Origin of the sequence: Oscillibacter acetigenes, from assembly GCF_025567605.1 — a bacterium.
Taxonomy (GTDB): domain Bacteria; phylum Bacillota; class Clostridia; order Oscillospirales; family Oscillospiraceae; genus Oscillibacter; species Oscillibacter welbionis.
In genome coordinates this window covers 120,327-140,763 of record NZ_JAOQKG010000004.1, presented here as the reverse complement: position 1 = coordinate 140,763, position 20,437 = coordinate 120,327, and the positions used below count along the sequence as shown (strand labels likewise).

The 20,437-nt window shown below is 61.3% G+C and carries 18 protein-coding genes, 1 tRNA gene and 1 other annotated feature; of the genes, 6 read left to right on the top strand and 13 right to left on the bottom strand.

The features are described from left to right. Positions 1-5: 5 nt before the first annotated feature. The 7 genes from OCV80_RS09475 to OCV80_RS09445 form a co-directional block, all read right to left on the bottom strand. Positions 6-488 carry an NADH-quinone oxidoreductase subunit NuoE family protein gene (locus OCV80_RS09475; RefSeq protein ID WP_025545751.1) on the bottom strand — a complete coding sequence of 161 codons (483 nt, stop codon included), beginning with the start codon at positions 486-488 and terminating at the stop codon, positions 6-8. A gap of 108 nt (positions 489-596) precedes the next feature. Then, a complete protein-coding gene (gene gdhA / locus OCV80_RS09470) occupies positions 597-1,946 on the bottom strand; it encodes an NADP-specific glutamate dehydrogenase (protein WP_119311314.1) in 1,350 nt (449 codons plus the stop codon). Positions 1,947-3,139: 1,193 nt separating this feature from the next. Then, positions 3,140-3,213 (bottom strand) — tRNA-Gln (locus tag OCV80_RS09465). 144 nt (positions 3,214-3,357) lie between these two features. Then, positions 3,358-5,724, bottom strand: coding sequence for an SEL1-like repeat protein (locus OCV80_RS09460; RefSeq protein ID WP_267288379.1), 2,367 nt, complete (start codon positions 5,722-5,724; stop codon positions 3,358-3,360). Positions 5,725-5,742: 18 nt separating this feature from the next. Continuing rightward, positions 5,743-6,621, bottom strand: a complete 879-nt coding sequence (locus OCV80_RS09455; protein WP_021750933.1) for a tRNA lysidine(34) synthetase — start codon at positions 6,619-6,621, stop codon at positions 5,743-5,745. 34 nt (positions 6,622-6,655) lie between these two features. Next, positions 6,656-8,218 (bottom strand): cardiolipin synthase, encoded by a 1,563-nt coding sequence (gene cls / locus OCV80_RS09450; RefSeq protein ID WP_119311316.1) that lies wholly within the window; start codon positions 8,216-8,218, stop codon positions 6,656-6,658. Positions 8,219-8,342: 124 nt separating this feature from the next. Continuing rightward, a complete protein-coding gene (locus OCV80_RS09445; RefSeq protein ID WP_021750935.1) occupies positions 8,343-9,791 on the bottom strand; it encodes a nicotinate phosphoribosyltransferase in 1,449 nt (482 codons plus the stop codon). Positions 9,792-10,040: 249 nt separating this feature from the next. On the opposite strand from OCV80_RS09445, the gene OCV80_RS09440 reads away from it, so the two are divergent. From OCV80_RS09440 to OCV80_RS09425, 4 genes are read left to right on the top strand one after another with little or no spacing between them, the layout of a single operon-like run. Beyond that, a complete protein-coding gene (locus tag OCV80_RS09440; protein WP_267288378.1) occupies positions 10,041-10,622 on the top strand; it encodes a hypothetical protein in 582 nt (193 codons plus the stop codon). 53 nt (positions 10,623-10,675) lie between these two features. After that, positions 10,676-11,512 carry a BadF/BadG/BcrA/BcrD ATPase family protein gene (locus OCV80_RS09435; RefSeq protein ID WP_021750937.1) on the top strand — a complete coding sequence of 279 codons (837 nt, stop codon included), beginning with the start codon at positions 10,676-10,678 and terminating at the stop codon, positions 11,510-11,512. Between the two features lie 7 nt (positions 11,513-11,519). Continuing rightward, the gene (locus tag OCV80_RS09430; RefSeq protein ID WP_036628665.1) at positions 11,520-12,536 is read left to right on the top strand and encodes a hypothetical protein; all 1,017 of its coding nucleotides are present in this window, start codon (positions 11,520-11,522) and stop codon (positions 12,534-12,536) included. Between the two features lie 19 nt (positions 12,537-12,555). Continuing rightward, a complete protein-coding gene (locus OCV80_RS09425; RefSeq protein ID WP_025545438.1) occupies positions 12,556-12,915 on the top strand; it encodes a hypothetical protein in 360 nt (119 codons plus the stop codon). A 63-nt stretch (positions 12,916-12,978) separates the two neighbouring features. Here the strand turns inward: OCV80_RS09425 and OCV80_RS09420 are convergent, their stop codons facing one another. The 3 genes from OCV80_RS09420 to OCV80_RS09410 all read right to left on the bottom strand — a co-directional run bounded on the left by OCV80_RS09420 (position 12,979) and on the right by OCV80_RS09410 (position 14,693). Then, the gene (locus OCV80_RS09420; RefSeq protein WP_025545436.1) at positions 12,979-13,413 is read right to left on the bottom strand and encodes a CD1247 N-terminal domain-containing protein; all 435 of its coding nucleotides are present in this window, start codon (positions 13,411-13,413) and stop codon (positions 12,979-12,981) included. 85 nt (positions 13,414-13,498) lie between these two features. Beyond that, a complete protein-coding gene (gene efp / locus OCV80_RS09415; RefSeq protein ID WP_021750941.1) occupies positions 13,499-14,068 on the bottom strand; it encodes an elongation factor P in 570 nt (189 codons plus the stop codon). Between the two features lie 112 nt (positions 14,069-14,180). Then, positions 14,181-14,693, bottom strand: a complete 513-nt coding sequence (locus tag OCV80_RS09410; protein ID WP_036631142.1) for a YqeG family HAD IIIA-type phosphatase — start codon at positions 14,691-14,693, stop codon at positions 14,181-14,183. Between the two features lie 73 nt (positions 14,694-14,766). On the opposite strand from OCV80_RS09410, the gene OCV80_RS09405 reads away from it, so the two are divergent. Beyond that, positions 14,767-15,534, top strand: coding sequence for a hypothetical protein (locus OCV80_RS09405; protein WP_267288377.1), 768 nt, complete (start codon positions 14,767-14,769; stop codon positions 15,532-15,534). 41 nt (positions 15,535-15,575) lie between these two features. On the opposite strand, the gene rpsU is transcribed toward OCV80_RS09405, so the two are convergent. From rpsU to leuS, 3 genes are all read right to left on the bottom strand, one after another. Then, positions 15,576-15,758, bottom strand: coding sequence for a 30S ribosomal protein S21 (gene rpsU / locus OCV80_RS09400; protein ID WP_021750944.1), 183 nt, complete (start codon positions 15,756-15,758; stop codon positions 15,576-15,578). A gap of 143 nt (positions 15,759-15,901) precedes the next feature. Further along, positions 15,902-16,459 (bottom strand): hypothetical protein, encoded by a 558-nt coding sequence (locus tag OCV80_RS09395; RefSeq protein WP_119311322.1) that lies wholly within the window; start codon positions 16,457-16,459, stop codon positions 15,902-15,904. Positions 16,460-16,683: 224 nt separating this feature from the next. Continuing rightward, positions 16,684-19,113, bottom strand: coding sequence for a leucine--tRNA ligase (gene leuS / locus OCV80_RS09390; protein ID WP_025544859.1), 2,430 nt, complete (start codon positions 19,111-19,113; stop codon positions 16,684-16,686). Between the two features lie 289 nt (positions 19,114-19,402). Continuing rightward, positions 19,403-19,637, bottom strand: a binding site (T-box leader). A 181-nt stretch (positions 19,638-19,818) separates the two neighbouring features. Between leuS and OCV80_RS09385 the strand changes: the two genes are divergently transcribed. Beyond that, complete coding sequence (locus OCV80_RS09385; RefSeq protein WP_119311926.1) at positions 19,819-20,406, top strand: GNAT family N-acetyltransferase; 588 nt, start codon at positions 19,819-19,821, stop codon at positions 20,404-20,406. Positions 20,407-20,437 lie beyond the last annotated feature (31 nt).

Sequence of the window (20,437 nt, the reverse complement as noted above, 5' to 3'; positions counted from 1 at the left end):
CTGTCTCATGCGGTGGCCGCCTCCTTTCTGCGGATATCCTCCACCAGCGCCAGCGCATCTTCCGGCGTCATCTTGGCGTGGACCTCTCCGTCAATGGTCATGACCGGTGCCAGTCCGCAAGCGCCCAAGCAGGCCACGGTCTCCAGGGTAAACAGGCCGTCCGCGGAGGTCTTCCGCTTTCCGGTCAGACCCAAAGCGTCCCGCAGGCTGTCATAAATGGGTCCGGATTTGCGCACGTGGCAGGCCGTGCCGGTGCATACCTTGATGATGTGCCGGCCCTTGGCCTCCAACGAGAAATTCTCATAGAAAGTGGCCACGCTGTACACCTTTGCCGTGCTGATGCCCAGCTTTTCCGCGATCAGGGTCAGCGCTCCCTCGCTCAGGTACTTATACTCCCCTTGGATCTCCTGCATGATCGCGATCAGGTTCGACTGATCGCAGCCGTAGGCGTCGATGATCGCCTCCGCCCGGTCCAGATTCTGCTCCATAAATTCTCCCCTCATTGATTCGGATGATAAAAAACACGCGGGATCCGCACTTGCCGGCGGATCCCGCGCTTGTGTGCTCTGTTTCCGATATGTGCTTATGCGTCTGTATCAGAATACGCCCTGCTCCATCATGGCCTCAGCCACCCGCTTGAAGCCGGCGATGTTGGCGCCTGCCACCAGGTTGTAGCCCAAGCCGTACTCCGCGGCCGCGTCCACGCTCATCTGGTAGATGGTGTTCATGATCCGGTGCAGCTGCGCGTCCACCTCTTCCGCCGTCCACACCAGCCGCTCACTGTTCTGCGCCATCTCCAGTGCGCTGGTGGCCACGCCGCCTGCGTTCACCGCCTTGCTGGGCGCCACGATCATCCCGGGCTGCTCCATCAAGAACCGCAGCGCGTCGTTGGTGGTGGGCATGTTCGCCACCTCAATGTAGTACTTCACGCCGTTGGCCGCGATCTGCTTCGCCTGCTCCATGTGCACGTCGTTCTGCATGGCCGAGGGCATCACCACATCCGCCTTCACGCCCCAGGGCTTCTCACCGGGGAAGAATTCCACGCCGAACTTCTCCGCATAGTCCTGTACCCGGTTGCGGCCGCTGGAGCGCATCTCCACCAGATACGCGATCTTCTCCTCCGTGGCTACGCCGTCCGGATCATAGATATATCCGTCCGGGCCGGACAATGTCACCACCTTGGCCCCCAGCTGCGTGGCCTTCTTACAGATGCCCCAGGTCACGTTGCCGAAGCCCGCGCAGGCGATGGTCTTGCCCGCGATCCGCTCTCCCTCGTGCTCCAGCACGTTCTGGAGATAGTATACCGCGCCGTAGCCCGTGGCCTCCGGCCGGATCAGGCTGCCGCCGTAAGAGAACCCCTTGCCCGTCAGCACACCGTTCTCCCAGGCCCCCTTCAGCCGCCGGTACTCGCCGAAGAGATACCCGATCTCCCGGCCGCCCACGCCCATGTCCCCGGCGGGCACGTCCACATCCGGCCCGATGTACCGGTACAGCGCCTGCATGTACGCCTGGCAGAACCGCATGATCTCCGCGTCCGACTTCCCCGCCGGGTCGAAGTCCGCGCCGCCCTTGCCGCCGCCGATGGGCAGGCCCGTCAGGGAGTTCTTGAAGATCTGCTCAAAGCCCAGGAATTTGATGATGCCGGGATACACGTTGGCCTGGAACCGCAGGCCGCCCTTGTAGGGCCCCAGCGCGCCGTTGAACTGGCACCGGTAGCCGATGTTCGTGTGCCACTGGCCCCGGTCATCCTCCCAGGACACCCGGAAGGTGAACATCCGCTCCGGCTCCACCATCCGGTTCAGCAGGTCCACCTTCTCATACTCCGGGTGCTTCTCAATCACCGGCTCCAGAGAGGAGAACACCTCCTCCACCGTCTGCACGAATTCCGGCTCGTTGCTGTGCTTCTTCTTCACGTTCTCGATCACGCTGGTGAGATATGCGTTCATGGCTTTTTCCTCCAATCAAAATTTTGAAAGCCGTGGGCACACAGGCCCGTTCATATCACCAGACAGGAACGGAAATACCTCTCCGCTCCCGCGTCTGTCCTCATACCACCTCTAACAGCCGTTCACGTTCCGCTGCGTTTTTTTCTCCCCCTCTCCGCCGGCCCTCTGCCGGCCTCCGCAGCAATCTCGCTTTCGCTGTATCCGGCGGACGGCATCTTTCGATGGCCGTTCCGCCCCATGCGATCTTTCCAGTTTGATTGTAGCAAAAAAACATATTCTTGGGAAGCCCTATTGTGTAAAAAGTACATTTTTCTTTATTCACTCATTAGTATTTTACAATATTTTCCATAAACGTTTCCTGTATAAACCAGAACTATCTGTAGCCAGCCGTGGCGGAAAATACCACATCTCTCTTCCCGGGTGCCCGAGGCAGCGGCAACGAAGCGGAAAACCAAAAAGCCTGTGGTACAATAACTTCCAGATCTTTACCTGTAAAAGGGCTGTAATTCAGTCCTCCGCGGTTGAAAGCCTTGTGCCGTCATATTCATCGCAGTATCAGCCGCCTGGGGCGATCCGCTTCAGGTTGCGGCTATGCACTGCCGCCCAGGTGAGCGGCGGTCAGAGAGCTCAGGGCGTCACAGCGAACTCACAGCATCGCTAATCAGTGTCAATATTGTGGGTAATAAAGCGGGCCCTGAAATTGCGCTGGTTGCACATCGCCCCCACCATGCTGCCGAGCGGCTGTCAGGGCCAGCGTAATCTTCAGGGAACCGCCGCAGCCGATGTGATCCATATTGGCCACCTTTGTAGGACGATCTTCTTCTGGAGGAACGTCCCCTCGGCATTCTATATGTCGGGAGCCCGTTCCATGACATTCCTTCCGGGAGCGTAGGCTAATCGACCTGATAAAAGGAAATGCCGCATACCAGCCTCAACAGGCCGATATGCAGCATAAAATCGGACGAAACACCTGGTTCGGTATCTCCGGATGCTGAAAACACAGCGGAGTAAGGCTGACCTTCCGCAGGAGCGGCTTTATGTGCGGCAGCGTGGGTACAGTTTCCTTGTTCTTTCATTGCGCACAGCGCGAAAAGCATTCATAGGCGCCCAAAACAGATGTCTTAAAATTCAGCAAACACGCTGAGAGAGCAAAGAAAACCTCGGAACCATTGCAGTTCCGAGGTTTTCTCATCTGGCAGCGGGTGAAGGATTCGAACCCTCACATACAGAGTCAGAGTCTGCTGTGCTACCCTTACACAAACCCGCTATGAAGTTGTGTTCACTCCGCAGCGAACAGATATTATTATACAGAAAAGCGTGATTTTGTCAACCCCCTTTTTTATTTTTTTCCACATGTTTTTTCAAGCGGGCGCGGAATCCCGATCCCGCGCCCGCCACTATGTAAGACCGTTCACTGGCCCCGCAGGCCGTCCAGAAAGCCCCGGAGGAATCCGCCGCCCCGTCGCCTGCTCCCATCTTTCTCCATACGGTCCGCTGCCTCCTGGGCGCCCGCATACCCTTGCTTCGCTGCGGCCTGATAGAGTTCTCTCGCCTGCCTCAGATCCCGGGGCACGCCTTTGCCGTGCTCATAGCACCAGGCCAGATTATACTGGGCACGGGGCTCGGACTCCTCCACTGCCTGGCGGTACCACTTCACCGCATCTGCCCAGCTCTGGGCCACGCCGACACCGGTCTCGTACAGATATCCCAGGTTGCAGGCGGCCACCCGGTCGCCGCCCTCTGCAGCCTGCCGGTACAAATCGGCTGCCTTGGCCGGGTCCTTCGCCACGCCGTGGCCGAACTCCCAGCAGACGCCCAGGTTGCACTGGGCACGGGGGTAGCCCTGCTCCGCCGCCGCCTGATACCAGCGGACAGCCTCTTGCCAGTTCTGTTCTACACCCTCTCCGGTCTCATACAGATATCCCAGGTTGCACTGGGCGGCCGCGTCCTCCCGCTCCGCCGCCTGTCGGTACAGCCGGGCTGCCTCCGCGGCATCCCGCTCCACGCCTTCGCCCCGCTCGTAGCACACGCCCAGGTTGCACATGGCCGCCGCGGAACCGGCATCCACCGCCCTGCGATACCAGTGGACCGCCTCTTCCCAGTTCTGTTCCACGCCGCGGCCGTATTTGCAGCAGATGCCCATGCAGAACATCCCCCGGGGGTCCTCCTGGTCCGCCGCCTGTCGGTACCAGTGGACAGCCCGCTTCCAGTTCTGCTCCACGCCCTTGCCGTACTCATAGCACCAGGCCAGGTTGCACTGGGCACGGGGCATCCCCTGCTCCGCAGCAGCGCGGTACCACCGCACCGCCTCCTCCCAGCTCTGCTCCACGCCCTCGCCGCTCTCATACAGGAATCCCAGATTGCACTGCCCGGCGGCATTGCCCGCCTCGGCTGCCTGGCGATACAGGCTCACAGCCCTGCTCAGGTCCCGCTCCACGCCCTCACCGCGTTCATAGCACACGCCCAGGTCGCACATGGCCGCCGCGGAGCCCGCGTCCGCCGCTTTTTGATACCAGGCCACTGCCTCCGTGCTGTTCTGCGTCACACCGCGGCCATAGTCAAAGCAGCGGGCCACGCAGAAAAGTCCTCTGGCATCCCCCTGCTCGGCCGCTTTCCGGTACAGACGGTAGCTCTCTCCCAAATCCTGGGGGACGCCCTTGCCGTATTCATAGCACCATGCCAGATTGCACTGGGCACGGGGCAGGCCCTGTTCCGCGGCGGCACGGTACCACCGCACCGCCTCCTCCCAGCTCTGCTCCACCCCCTGGCCGCTCTCGTACAGAAACCCCAGGCAGCACTGGGCGTCCTCGTCCTCCTGCTCGGCCGCCTTCCGGTACCAATCCGCGGCAGCCGACGGATCCAGCGGGACACCCCGGCCCCGCTCACAGCAGAAGCCCATACACAGCTGTCCCCGAGGATAGTCCTGCTCCGCAGCGCGGAGATACAGCCGGGCCGCCTCCGGGTAGTCCTGCTCCACGCCCTTGCTATGCTCATAGCACCAAGCCAGGTTGCACAAGGCCCGAGGATAGTCCTGCTCCGCAGCAGCGCGGTACCACCGCACCGCCTCCTCCCAGTTCTGCTCCACGCCCTGGCCGCTCTCATACAAGAACCCCAGGCAGCATTGGCCCGGCGCGTTGCCGTTCTCCGCCGCAGCGCGGTACCATTTCACCGCCTGCTCGATACTCTGGGGCAGGCCGGTGCCGAACTCCAGGCAACGCCCCAGTTCGGTCTGCGCCGCGGGATAACCCAGCCACGCGGCGGACTGATACCAGCGGGCGGCCTCCTTGTCGCTCTGCTCCACTCCCAGGCCGCGGGAATATGCCTCTCCCAGCAGGAACTGGGCCCTGGGAAAGCCGTTTTCCGCCCCCTTTCGGAAGCACTCCACCGCTTTGGAATCATCCCGCGCCACACCGATGCCATGGGCATAGCAGTACCCCAGGTTCGTCAGAGCGGGCATATAGTCCCGGGCGGCGGCCTGGGCGTACAGCACCACCGCCTGCCGGGGGTCTGCAGGCACGCCGATCCCCGCCTCCAGGCACCACCCCAGGTTCGTCACACCCAGCATATCATCCAGGGCCGCCGCCTGTTGGTAGCAGGCCAGCGCGTCCGTCGGCCGCTCCTCATCCACGGCCCGGTTGCCCAGCTGCACCCAGTCGGGCCCCGTCAGCTCCTCTTCGTCCACAGAGAGGAAAAAGGTGCCCCCGCACTGGGGGCAGACATCCGGTTCCTCCTCTGCCAGAAACCCGCAGTCCGGGTTCTCACAGCGATAGTAATTCATCTGCGCACCTCCTCTGTATCAAAGCGCCGCTTCATCCTCCGCAGAGGAGGCGCCCCGCAGGTTGTAGGCCTCCGGAAACGCGAACGCCCTGCCCCGGAATTTGAAGCCCGGAAATGTGTCCAGCTGGACGCCGTGGATGGCCCGGAACATGCTCTTCTCAATGTTTGGATTGGTCTTTTTCAGCTCCCGCAGCAGGAGCTTCATCTCCTGCCGCTTGCTCTCGCCCACACCGTCGGCCGCACCGTCCCGCTCCTCTGTGAAGCGGCAGGCGCACTGGAGAAACCGCAACCCATTGTAGTTCTTCCAGGCAATGATGGCGTCCTCATGGACACAATACAGCGGACGGATCAATTCCATGCCTGGGAAATTTCTGCTGCGGAGCTTGGGGGGCATGGTCTGGAGCTGGGCACCGTAAAACAGGCCCAGCAGCGTGGTCTCCAGCACGTCGGAGAGATGGTGCCCCAGGGCGATCTTGTTGCAGCCCAGCTCCTGAGCCTTGCTGTACAGAAAGCCCCGGCGCATCCGGGCGCATAAGTAGCAGGGGTTCTTCTCCACCTGATAGGCAACGTCGAAAATATCGCTCCGGAACACGGTGATGGGGATGCCCAGGCGGGCAGCGTTCTCCTCGATCAGCGCCCGGTTGGCCGGGGCGTAGCCCGGATCCATCACCAGAAAAACCAGCTCAAAGGGCTGTTCTGTGTGGCGCTGGAGCTCCTGCATCAGCTTGGCCAGCACCATGGAGTCCTTTCCCCCGGAGATACAGACGGCGATCCGGTCTCCGGGAGCGATCAGCTCATACCGCTTGACGGCGGCAATGAAGGGGTTCCAGAGCTCCTTGCGGTATTTTTTGATGAGGCTGCGCTCCGCAGCCTCCTGTGGTGTCAATTCGCGGGACATGGGGACCTCCTAAAGCAAAATGAGAGCGGCCGCGTCAGAACCAGATAGCCACCAGCCGCAGCAGAGAGGCGCACATTTTGCGCAGCCAAGACCGCTGATTCCACTCCGCCAGCGTATAGGGCGCGCTCTGGGCCACCATCCGGTCCATATCCTCCAGCAGGTCTTCCACCGCGGGCATGTGATAGAGGAGCACGGCACATTCGTAGTGCAGCTGGAACGTCCGGTAGTCCATGTTGGTGCTGCCCACCAGGGCCACCTCCCGGTCTACCATGACGCTCTTGGCGTGGACGAAGCCGGGGGTATAGCGGTAAATCTTGACGCCGTGGGCCAGCAGCTCACCCCAGTAGGTCTCCGCCACCATATAGACATATTTCTTGTCCGGGATGGCGGGTACCACCAGCCGCACGTCCACCCCTGCGTCGGCGGCGATGCACAGGGCCTTCTGCATGGACTCCTCCACCGCGTAATAGGGCGTGGTGATATACAGCATCTTCTGGGCGGAGGCGATCAGCTGGAGGTAGGTGTCCTCGATGGGATTGTCCGGATTGTTCAGCGGACCGTCCGTGAAGGGCTGGCACCAGCCGGTGCCCTCGATCTCCACCCGGGGACGGTAGTAGTCGTCCTCATTGGGCAGGGAGCGGCCGATCATCTTCCACATCTGAATGAACTGGGAGGCAAAGCCCCAGGCCCCGGCACCGTCGATCCGGACGCCGGTATCCTTCCAGTGGCCGAACCGGACAAAGAGGTTGGCGTATTCATCGGCAATATTGATGCCTCCGGTGTAGGCGTGCACCCCGTCAATGACGGCGATCTTCCGGTGGTCCCGGTAGTTGAAGTAAATCCGATTCACGTAGCGGTGGACTGGATTGAACACCTCCACCTCCACGCCGGCGTCCTGCAGGGCCTGTAGGGAGGCGTCGGAAAAGCGGGTGAGGTTGCCGAAGTCGTCGAAGATGATCCGCACCTCCACACCGGCGGCGGCCCGCTCCCGCAGCACATGGAAGATCCGGTCCCAGATCTGGCCCTCCGCCAGGATGTAATACTCCAGGAAGATGTAGATCTCCGCTCTCTGGAGGTGGAGCACCAGGTCATCGAAGAAATCGGCTCCCTCCGCGAAATACCGGGCCTGTGAGCCGCCGTACAGCAGGAAGTCCCGCGACTGCAAATAGGAGGCCAGCCGTCCCCAGGCCGGGGAGCGGCGGCTCAGGTGGGCCACATTGGCGGCGCTGGCCTGGCGGGCGCTCTCCCGCTCCACCGGAGGGGCGACCTTCCGCAGACTCAGGCTTTTGGCCTGATGGCTCCCGCCCCACAGAAGGAAAAGAATCATACCGGCCACCGGCAGGGCCAGCAGCAGGCACATCCACACCAGCTTATAGGAGGGGCTGCCGGGGCGCAGATACACCCAGATCGCCACCACGGCGCCAGCCAGCTCCAGAATGAAATAGACGTAGCTGATCTTTTCCGCCAGCAACTGGGTCAGCGCCAGCGTCAGCACGATCTGGGCAATCACCGTCAGTGCGCAGATGGACAGGCTGGTGGCGGCGGAGATCCGCCGTTCCGTCCGCTCTTCCGGCTGGGGCAGACTTCTTTTTCGCATGGTGCGGTCCACCTCCTTCTCTCTCAGCTTCGACCGCTTATCTTATTATTATACCGAAATACCCAGCACTCCGCAACCAATATTCTGTGAACAAACAGCCCCGCCGGAGGGCGGGGCTGTTGGGTCATCTGCTCCGGCAGAGCAGATCCTGCTTGATGTCGAACAGCTTCTGACTCAGATCCACATAGTAGGTGTGAGGGTTCTCGAACCGCTTCACCGTGTCCCACAGGGTATCCACCTGGGCACGGCAGTAGGCCTGGATCTCCGGCAGGGCGGGCAGCTGATAGACCAGCTCTCCTCCCTGAAAGACCGGGACCTGAAGGGGCTTTGCGGTAAAGTTCGTATAGGTCTTGCGCTTCCAGGTGGCCCTGGGATCGAAGAGCTCCAGTGGGGCGCTCTCGTCCACCGTCTCGTCCCAGACGGTGATGTAGTCCGCCTCCGCCTTGCCGGTGGCGTTGTCAAAGATCCGATAGGTCTTCTTGAAGTGGGGAATGGTGATCTTGTCCAGGTTTTCGCTGACCTTGATCTTGGGGATGATCTTCCCGTCTCCATCTTCCACAGCCGCCAGCTTGTACACACCGCCGAACACCGGCTCGCTGCGGGCAGTGATCATCCGCTCACCCACACCGAACACATCGATCTTGGCGCCCTGCAGCAGCAGGTCCTGAATAATATACTCGTCCAGGGAGTTGGAGGCGGAGATCTGGCACTCGGTCCAGCCGGCGGCGTCCAGCTTGCGGCGGGCCTCCTGGGTCAGATAGGCCATGTCGCCGGAGTCCAGACGGATGCCGCACTTGCGGATGCCCAGGGGCTTCAGCACCTCATCAAAGGCCCGGATGGCATCCGGCACACCGGACTTGAGCACATTGTAGGTATCCACCAACAGCGTGGCATTGTGGGGATAGATCTGGCAGTAGGTCTTGAATGCCTCATACTGGCTGTCGAACATCTGGACCCAGGAATGGGCCATGGTGCCGCCGGCAGGTACGCCGTACAGCTGGTCGGAGATCGTGCAGGCGGTGCCTGCGCAGCCGCCGATATAAGCCGCCCGGGCTCCGGAGATGGCGCCGTCCGTGCCCTGGGCCCGGCGGGAGCCGAACTCCAGCACCGTTCGCCCCTGGGCCGCCCGGACGATCCGGTTGGCCTTGGTGGCGATCAGGCTCTGGTGGTTGATGGTCAGCAGGGTGAAGGTCTCGATCAGCTGGGCCTGGATGGCCGGCGCCCGGACCGTCACCACCGGCTCCCGGGGGAAGATAGGCGTCCCCTCCGGCACCGCCCAGATGTCGCCTGTGAAACGGAAGTCCCGCAGGTAGCTCAAGAAATCCTCGGAGAACAGGTGCTTGTCCCGCAGGAAGGCGATGTCCTCCTCGTCGAAGTGCAGGTTCTGAATATACTGGACCAACTGTTCCAGACCCGCGCAGACCGCGAACCCGCCGTTGTCCGGCACGTTGCGGAAAAACACATCGAAATAGGTGATCCGATCCTGGAGCCCTGCCCGGAAATAGCCGTTGCCCATAGTCAGCTCATAAAAATCGCAGAGCATCGTCAGATTGAGTTTCTCTTCCGTTTTCATAACCGTTTCCCCTGTGCCGCCGGCACAGATCCTTCCATGAAGTTTCAGGCCCCCACACCGCTGGAGGCGGTCTGTCCGGGGTTGTTATTCCCTTGAATTATAAGCGGTTCCCCCAGGAAAAGCAATGCTTTTTCCGAATTTGTTGTCAATCTTTTATCAATCGTCTTGACAACAACTCCGCCCTCCCCTATGATGGGGAAAGATTGAACCGCACATTTTCCGGTACACAGCGGACTGGAGGGTTTTCTCGTGAAAAAGTTTGCTCTCCTCTTCTCCGCGGCGGCCGTTCTGTGCATCCTGGCCGGCCTCACTGCATACCACCGCTCATTTCCTCTGGATGCGGGCCTCAATGGGCTGGAACCGGCTGCGCTCCAATGGTTCAACCGGGGCAAGTCCGTTCCCTACGAGGCGGACCAGTTGGAGCTGTACCAGCCTGTGACCGTCGGAAGCCGCACCTATGTTCCTCTGGAGCTGGACGGACGGTTGGGATACCTGTGTCTCTCGAGAGGATTCACCGGGCGGTATAAATTCGACCACTCCGGTCGCGGGACCGGCTCCTTCCGCAACGGAGTGGTGGAGTCCGACGGGGAGCAGATGCTGCTCTTCGAGGGGCGGAACGGCGACGGCCGCATCGCCCGGGCGGTCTTTTCACTGGAGGGCGACGGGCCTTATGCGCTGGACATTCCGGCCTCTCCCGTCTTTCTGGTGAGCACCTCAGCGGATGATACCGTCTCCACAGGTCCTATCAGCATAGAGGAGATTGTCTTTTATGACAGCCAGGGGCGGGATATCACCAAGTCGTTTGACCTCAGCGGAGGCGCCATCCAGTAAGCGCCCCCACCGAAAACCAAGCGGCCGTCTGCCGCTGAAAGGAAGTCATCACAATGGATGTGATCTTAGGCATTGACATCGGCGGCTCCACCACCAAAATCGTGGGTCTGCGGACGGACGGCAGTGTGATCTCCATGCTGCGGGTCCGGGCGGAGGATCAGGTGACCAGCCTGTATGGCGCCCTTGGCAACTATCTCACCAGCAACCGGCTCTCCCTGCGGGATGTGCGGCGGGTGGTGCTCACCGGCGTGGGCGCCTCCTATGTGGAGGGCGACATCTACGGTCTGCCCACCTGCAAGGTGGACGAGTTCTCCGCCAGCGGCACCGGGGCCCTGGCCCTGTCGGGCCAGTCCTCCGCCGTGGTGGTCAGCATGGGCACCGGCACCGCTTTCCTCTGGGCGTCCCCCGACGGCATCCGCCACCTGTGCGGCAGCGGCATCGGCGGCGGCACTCTGGGCGGGCTCTGCCACAAGCTGGTGGGAATGGAGCGCTTCGGCCAGATCAAAAAGCTGGCGGAGAGCGGCAACCTGGACCACGTGGACCTGACCATGAAGGACATCACGGTCCACGCCGCTCCCACTCTGGACCCGGATATGACTGCCGCCAACTTCGGCGATCTGGCGGAGGACGCCACTCCCGCGGACCTGGCGGCCGGCGTGGTCAATCTGGTGCTCCAGGCCATCGGCACCATGACGGTGCTGGCCTGCCAGTGCTGTGACTCCAAGACTGTGGTGCTGACCGGGTCCATGACCACCCTGCCCCAGGCGGTCACGAATTTCCAGCTGTTTGAAAAGCTGTACGGCATCCACTATATCATTCCCGAAAACGCCACGTTTGCCACCGCCATCGGCGCGGGACTGTACAGCCTGCAGAAAAAGCCGGAGGCCTGATTGTGCCATGACGGAAAATTGGCCCCTGTATCATCCGGAGATCCCGGAATTTCTCTGCCGTCTGGCAGAGACGCCGCCCATGGCCCGGCTGCGGCAGGTGGGTATGAACTGCGGGTGCGAGTACACGTCCTTCCCCCACTTTGCCGGGTGGGCCCCCTACTCCCGGTTTGACCACAGCGTGGGCGTGGGGCTGATCGTGTGGCACTTCACCGGCGATCTCCGCCAAAGCGCGGCGGGACTGCTCCACGATGCGGCCACACCCGCCTTTGCCCATGTGGTGGATTTTCTCCACGGGGACCACCTGCATCAGGAGTCCACCGAGGCACGGACGGCGGAACTCATCGAGACCTCGCCGGAGCTTCAGGCGCTGCTGAAAGAATACGGCCTCACCACGGAAGACGTGGCGGATTACCACCGCTATCCCATCGCGGACAATGACTCCCCTCAGCTCTCCGCCGACCGTCTGGAGTACACGCTGGGGGACCTGCGGTGCTACGGCTTCGCCGGGGCGGACGCCCTCCGTGTATTCTACGAAGATCTCACCGTCTGGCGGGACGAGTCCGGCCGGCCGGAGCTGGCCTTCCGCACGCGGGAGACCGCCTGCGCCTTCACAGAGGCATCGCTCCAGACCGCCCGGGTCTATGTGGCGGACGAGGACCGCTTCGCCATGCAGGCCCTGGCGGACCTGCTGCGCGATGCCGTGAACCGGCAGGTCTTGACAGAGGATGACCTGTATCGGACGGAGTCTTTTGTCATCCAAAAGCTGGAGGCAGATCCGGCCAGCGCCCACCGGTGGCGCCGGTTCCGGCGCTTCTGCCGGGTGGAGCGGAGCGCGGAAAGGCCGGAGAACGGACTCTGGTTCCGGATTCCCGCCAAGCTGCGGTACATTGATCCGCTGGTGGCAGGCCTTGGCCGCGTCTCTCGCTTGGACGCCGGGGTGCGGCAGGCCCAAGAGGCCTTCCTGGCCACAGACTTTGCCTGCTGGATCGGTGTTCCGGAGGAAACCGCCGGAGAGAATGATTGAAAAATCAGGAGAAAGAGACATGGATTTCAGAGAGAAAGCTGTCCGGTGTGTCCGGGAGACCGTCCTGCCTGTCCAGGCAGCGCAGTTCCGGGCGTGCGGCTGCGACCTGGACGCCCAGTACCGAAAATACGGGGACACGGAGAGCTTTTTTGCCAAGGTTCTCCAGCCCGGGCGCCTCTATGAGGTGGGTTATCCCAAATGCGTCTGCCCTGAGGTGCTGCGGGGAGAGACGGCCGACGCCGCCCACTGCGAATGTTCCCGGCAGAGTGTGCTGTATATTCTGGAACAGCTGCTGCCCGAAAGACACATCACGGTCCGGACCGTGGAGACGGTGCTGGGCGGCGGGACCTGCTGCCGGTTCGCCGTTACAGTGGAGTAGCAGCGGAAAATGCAAACAGGAGCCCGGTGCACAGCACCGGGCTCCTGCGCTCACATATAGGGATTATTCCTCTTCCTGGGGCTTGTCCTCGTCCTCCAGGCCGTTCAGATCGAACTCCAGCTTCTCGCCGCAGTTGGGGCAGATGACCTCGCCGTCCTCCAGGACGGACTCGTCGAAGTAGATGGTCTCCTCGCAGGTGGGGCAGGTGGTGGCGTAGCAGTCCTCGTCCTCCTCCGGCTCCTCATACTCGTATACATCCTCTTCGTCCTCGTCATCCTCGCCGAAGACGGCGTCCTCCACATCCTCCAGGTCATCGCTGACAGCGTCCAGGCCGTCGTACAGCTCCTCCTGGTCCGCCTTCATATCCGCGATCTCCAGGGCGATGTCGTCCAGCACGTCGATGATGGCGGCAAGCAGCTTGCCCTCCTTCTTCTCGGTGTCCAGTTCCATGCCTTCAGCCAGGCCCTTCAGATACGCGACCTTCTCCGTAATCTCCATAACAGCAGCTCCTTTCCTTTACAAACAGCGTTGCGGTCATTCTCAGGAACAAAAGGGGGGAATACGCTTCCCCCCTTTGCCTCACTTACTCCTTGCTGCGGCCGATATACTCGCCGGTGCGGGTGTCGATCTGGATCTTGTCGCCCGTGTTGATGAACAGAGGCACCTTCACCTCAGCACCGGTCTCCAGCGTCGCGGGCTTGGTCACGTTGGTGGCGGTGTCGCCCCGCAGGCCGGGCTCGGTCTCCGTGACCTCCAGGTCCATGAAGTTGGGCACTTCCACGGTGAACACGCTGCCCTTGTAGCTCACCAGCTTGCAGACGGTGTTCTCCTTCACGAAGCGGAAGGCGTCGCCCAGCACGTCCCGGTTCAGCGGGACCATGTCGTAGGTCTCGGGATCCATAAAGTAGTACAGGTCGCCGTCGTTGTAGCTATACTCGGCATCCTTGCGCTCCACAGTGGCCTGCTCGAACTTGGCGGTGGGGTTGAAGGACTCCTCGCGGATGGCGCCGGTCATCACGTTCTTGTACTTGGTGCGCACGAAAGCCGCACCCTTGCCGGGCTTCACGTGCTGGAACTCCACCACGGTGCAAACGCTCCCGTCCTTCTCAAAAGTGACACCATTGCGGAAATCGCCGGCAGTAATCGTTGGCATAAATGATCCTCCTCTGAAATCTCAAGAAAAGCTGACCAGCCGGCCGCCTCTCTATCTCTACAAAAATTCCTCTGCTATTTTATCCTATGTTGTCCGGTAATGCAAGTATTTTTCAGGACTTTTTTTCCATTTTGCGGCGGCAGACAGCCTTAAACGGGGCCTGGAGAGCGTGGAGCACCTTCTGCCATGCCGTCACGGCGCCGCCCACCGGCTCCACCATCAGAGGCAGGACTCCGGCCCGGTTGGCGGCCAGCATATCCGTCAGCAGCTTGTCCCCCAGCATGGCGGTGCAGACCCGGTCCGCCCCAGCCCGTGCCATGGCGGCCTCCAGGCCCCTGGGACTGGGCTTTCCTGCACGGCCCTGATAAGGCACCCCCAGGTCCGCGCAGAACTCCGTCACCCGGCTGCCGGAGCGGTTGTTGGAGACGATCATGAAACCGATCCCCGCATTGCGGAGGGCGGCGATCCAGTCCCGCAGGGACTGATCCGGCCGGCGGGTCTTCTTGGCGGCCAGGGTGAAGTCCAGGTCGCTGAGCAGCAGGGTGATCCCCTGCTGCCGCAGCCAGTCCGGCGTGATCTCGCTGTAATGCTGGAACACCCAGCGGGGCGTCAGGGAAAACGGCATAAGCGGCTCCTTCTCTGCATAGTCTCCTTTTAGTATACCAGTCCCAACGGGATTCCACAAGGGGGAGTTCATTTTGCAGATCTATCTGGCCGTGACGCCGGCCGAGGCCCAGGAGGCCTCCCGCTTCCGCTGTTCCCTGGCCCATGTGGCCTACTGTATCGGGCCGGACTCCACGCTCCTGCGGCAGAACCTGCTGCTCCAGACCCGGGGCGGGCTATTGTCCGTCACAGACCGGGGCGCGCCCTTTATCGCCAGCCCGGAGCGGCTGTCGGCCGCCGCGCTGCGGGAGTGCGGGCGGCGGAGCTACGGCGGCGTGCTGCTGGATTTCGAGCAGCCTCCTGCGCCGGACCGGCTGGCCTTTGCGGAGACGCTGGCCAGGCGCCTGTCGCCCCGCCCCGTTTATGTGCCGGAGTCCTACGCCGCGGCGTCAGGCGCCATTCCCCTGATCTGCACCGCCATCTCCGGCGGGAACTTTGTCCAGCGCCTGCAGGAGGCCGCTGCCGGACGGGACAGGGCAGGCGGTCTGGCCCTGGATGTCCAGCGGCTGCGGATGGACTTCACCCTCCCGGCTCAAAGCGGCGAAGGCCGCCCTCTCAGCGGCCTGGAACTCCAGGACCTGCTGGACCGGGAGTCCCCCTCCGTTTTCTTCTCCCAGGACCTGTGCGCCCGGTATTTCACCTATGCCCGGGACGGCGAGACGCACTTCGTCCTCTTCGACGACGCGGACACCCTTTCCCAGAAGCTGCGGACCGGCGGGAACATGGGCTTCGCCGCCGCCTTCCTGATGTATCCGGAGGTGCAGGATCTGCTGCCCAAGCTGTTTCCCGGGCGGAGGACATAAAAAGTGCTGTACCTTTCGGCACAGCACTTTTCCTTGACAGATCAATAATAGCGCTTCTTGTTCTTGCGAGCGGCCTCAGACTTCTTGCGGCGCTTGACGCTGGGGCTCTCATAATGCTCTCTCTTCCGCACTTCCGCGATGACGCCGGCCTTGGCGCAGCTGCGCTTGAAACGCTTCAGCGCGCTGTCGATGGACTCGCCGTCCTTCACATGGATCTCAGACATCTATATTTCCCTCCCTCCGAGGTATCCGGCTTAATCCAGGATACTTTAAGGGCCATAATCTATGGCTTTAACATAAGCATTATACAAACCTTCCGGGCCGTTGTCAAGAGATTTTCCGGAAAATCAGCATTTCTCCCGGGAGATCAGTCCGCCGCTCTCCGGTACACGATGGGCACATCGTACCCGAACGTCCGCTTTCCGTTCACCTCCATGGTCTCCGCCACCTCCAGGGACTCCTGAGAGAATCGCTCATACAGGGTGAACTTCAGCACCGGGGAGAACATGCTGACGCTGCCCCCCTCCCACACGCCGTCGTGCAGCGTATAGAGGGCAGGCGTGAATTTCTCGGAGATCTCCAGATCCTCCCATTTCAGGGGCGGCAGCGTCTCATAGGTGGCCGCGCCGCCGTCCGCCGCCTTGGGCAGCTGATAGGATGTCAGCTTCACCGCCTCCCCCTCCTCCGTAAAGAGGAACAGATGGGGTGAGGCGTGGGTCTTTCCCTCCGTGGTGTAGTAGCTCTCCTCCAGCACAAATGCTCCCGCAAAATCCGCGGGGAGGCCGTCAATCTTGTCGTTGCACACGGTGTTGACATGCTCTGCCAGCGGCAGGGCGGGGCTGCCGCTCCGCCGCAGCTCCTCCAGCTGCCGGGTATTGTCAAACCTGCCGCACAGCAGGCGCAGGAATTCATCCAGACGGCTCATAGGTTCTCCTTTCTCAGGCAGGGCCTGAAGCGCAGGCCGGACGGGATTTCCCGTCCGGCCTTTTGGTGTGATTGGGATGAACTGGGATGCTCCCACCAGATGCATCGGCCGGTTCCCGGTCCAGCGGGGCTCCCGCATCGGAATGCAGCCGGACAGGCACAGGCCGTCCGCCCCAAGGTTGTTGCCTCCGGCAAAAACGCTTGTACGCACCGCTGGGCGCAGTCTTATTTCGCGGGCTTGACGATCAGGTTCACCAGCCGGTTCTTCACCAGGATGGTCTTGATGATCTGCATCCCTTCGGTGGCCTTCCGGACCTTCTCCACCGCCAGGGCGGCATCCACCACGGCCTTCTCCTCACTGTCGGTTGGCATGGAGATGGTGCCCTTCAGCTTGCCGTTTACCTGGACGGCCAGCTCCACTGTGGAGGCCACGGTCTTGCTCTCATCCGCCACGGGCCACTCCGCCTGGCAGCACATCTTGCCCGTCTGGGCGGCGAAGCCCAGGTTCTCCCACAGCTCCTCGGTGATGTGGGGGGCGAAGGGGTTCAGCAGCAGGAGCAGATACTTCAGGTCGCCCCGGGTGCAGCCGTTGGCGTTCAGCTCGTTCACCATGGTCATCATGGCGGCGATGGCGGTGTTCATCTTCAGACTGTCCACATCCTCTGTGACCTTCTTGATGGTCTTGTGGATGACGGCCTCGTTGGCGGGGGTCACATCATAGCTGTCGGAGGCGCTCTCCGCCAGATTCCACACCCGGTCCAGGAACCGCTTGGAGCCCTTCACCGCGTCGTTGGACCAGGTTGCGGCCTTCTCAAAGTCGCCGATGAACATGATATAGAGGCGCATGGTGTCGGCGCCGTACTGGTCCACGATGTCGTTGGGGTTCACCACGTTGCCCCGGGACTTGGACATCTTCTCGCCGCCCTCGCCCAGGATCATGCCGTGGCTTGTGCGCTTGGCATAGGGCTCCTTGGTGGGCACGGCGCCGATGTCATACAGGAACTTGTGCCAGAACCGGGAGTACAGCAGATGCAGGGTGGTGTGCTCCATGCCGCCGTTGTACCAGTCCACGGGAGACCAGTAGTCCAAGGCCTCCTTGGAGGCGAATGCCTTGTCGTTGTGGGGATCCATATACCGCAGGAAGTACCAGCTGGAGCCAGCCCACTGGGGCATGGTGTCGGTCTCCCGCTGGGCGGGGCCGCCGCACTTGGGGCAGGTGGTGTTCACCCAGTCAGTCATCTTGCTGAGGGGGCTCTCGCCGGTGTCGGTGACCTCATAGGAGTCCACCTCCGGCAGCAGCAGGGGCAGCTGCTCCTCCGGCAGGGGGACCCAGCCGCACTTGGGGCAGTTCACCAGGGGGATGGGCTCGCCCCAATAACGCTGGCGGCTGAACACCCAGTCCCGGAGCTTGAAGTTGGTCTTGGGACGGCCGATGCCCTGCTCCGTCACCCACTTCTTCATGGTGGGAATTGCCTCTTTCACGGTGAGGCCGTCCAGGAAGCCGGAGTTCACCATGATGCCGGTGTCGTCCTTCAGGGTGAAGGCCTCCTTGGTGATGTCTCCGCCCTGGACCACCTCCACGATGGGCAGGCCGAACTTGGTGGCGAACTCCCAGTCACGCTGGTCGTGGCCCGGCACGCCCATGACGATGCCGGTGCCGTAGCCCATCAGCACGTAGTCGGAGACGAACAGGGGCACGTGCTTGCCGCTGGCGGGGTTGACGGCCTCGATGCCCTCCAGCCGGACGCCGGTCTTCTCCTTGTTCAGCTCGCCCCGCTCAAAGTCGGACTTGCGGGCGGCCTCCTCGATATAGGCGGCCACAGCATCCCAGTTCTGGATCTGGTCCTTCCACTGCTGGAGATAGGGATGCTCCGGGGAGATGACCATATAGGTCACGCCGAACAGCGTGTCGCACCGGGTAGTGTAGACCGTCAGCTTGTCGCCGTTGGTGGCGGTGAAGTCCACCTCCGTGCCCTCGGACCGGCCGATCCAATTCTTCTGCTGGATCTTCACCCGCTCGATGAAGTCCAGGTCGTCCAGGTCGTCGATGAGCCGGTCGGCGTACTTGGTGATGGCCAGCATCCACTGGCTCTTCTCCTTGCGGATGACCTGGCCGCCGCAGCGTTCGCACACACCGTCCACGACCTCCTCATTGGCCAGGACGATCTTGCAGCTGGTGCACCAGTTGACGGGCATGGAAGCCTTGTAGGCCAGCCCCTTCTTGAACATCTGCAGGAAGATCCACTGGGTCCACTTGTAGTAGCTGGGGTCGGTGGTGTTCACCTCCCGGTCCCAGTCGAAGGAGTAGCCCAGCATGTGGAGCTGCTTGCGGAAGTTCTCGATGTTGTCGTGGGTCACCTTGGCGGGGTGGATGTGGTGCTGAACGGCGTAGTTCTCTGTGGGCAGGCCGAAGGCGTCATAGCCGATGGGGAACAGGACGTTGTAGCCCTGCATCCGCTTCTTCCGGCAGATGATGTCCATGGCGGTGAAGGGCCGTGCGTGGCCCACGTGGAGCCCCTGGCCGGAGGGATAGGGGAACTCGATCAGGCCGAAGAACTTCTCCCGAGTCTTGTCCCCCGTGACGGCGGTGAAGGGCTTCTCCTCCAGCCACTTCTGCTGCCACTTTTTCTCAATGCTGGCAAAATCGTATTTCATATCCTTCTCCTCATTCCTGTGAATGGATTTCTCTGTTCGATTTATTTTTGCCGCGGCGCGCCCCCGGGCGGCCTCTCTTGCTTCTACGGGGCAATTCACCTTCTGTACGTGGCAAAAATACTTTGACCCAACCGCCTTGGGTTGTGTCGCCAGTGACTGATGCCGCTGGTGAAGGCACTCTGCTGCGCAGCCGTTGGCGGCTCTGCCGCCTGACGGATGCGGTGTGCCCCCTGCGGGCAAGGAGATGTCAATCCCCTCTTTAAGCTGTAAAAGCGCCCCCGACCTTACGGTCAGGGGCGTAAAAGCTACGCGGTACCACCCTGGTTTCGCCAGCCGTTGCCGGATGGCGCTCAACGGCCCGGAGGGCCTCGGCCAGTAACGGGGCCTGCCGTCCCACCCTACTATGTCCGTTCAGGCGGGAGACTCCGGGAACAGTCATCCGCGAAGGTCCCCCACCGGCTCGCAGCAACCGCCGGCTCTCTGAAGGCGGGACATTTCGCCTTTCTTCCCATCAATGTCGTTAACGGGTCTATTTTATGTGGCTTTGCGCGTTTTGTCAAGAGGTAAGCGGGAAAAGCGCTTTACAATCCAGTCGACATCTTGTTTTTGCCCGTCCTGCTCTGTATAATGGGGAAAATCCAACGTATGGCAGCAGAAAAAACTCTGGCAATTTTGGGGGGAGGCGAAACCGTGAAGGGCACCCTGATAAACACGCCCACATTGGAAACCGGGCGTTTGATCTTGAGGAAATTCACAGAGCGCGATCTGGAATGGCTGTTTCTGATTCTCCATGACAAGGAAGTCAATCAATTCCTGCCCTGGTATCCGATAGACAGCATAGAAGAAGCCAAGAAATTCTATGAAGAAAGATACGCTTCAAAATATGTCCAGCCGCAGGCATACGCTTACGCGATCTGCTTGAAAACGGACGATCATCCCATCGGCTACATAAAAGTGGATATGGAGGAACATCACGATTTCGGATATGGGCTTCGCAGGGAATTCTGGCATCAGGGACTTGTCACAGAAGCGGGCAAAGCGGTGATCGCCCAAGTGAAAAAGGACGGCCTGCCTTATATCACAGCAACGCATGACCGAAACAACCCAAGAAGCGGCGGCGTTATGCGGAACGTTGGAATGAAGTACCAATATTCTTACGAAGAACAGTGGCAGCCCAAGAATTTTCTGGTTACATTTCGGATGTACCAACTGAATCTTGATGGGAATACAGATCGGGTTTACAAAAAATATTGGGACCAATCTGCTGCCCATTTTATAGAACCGAACGTGTGAACAGATGGATATTGGAGAAAAGTTGGGCGCC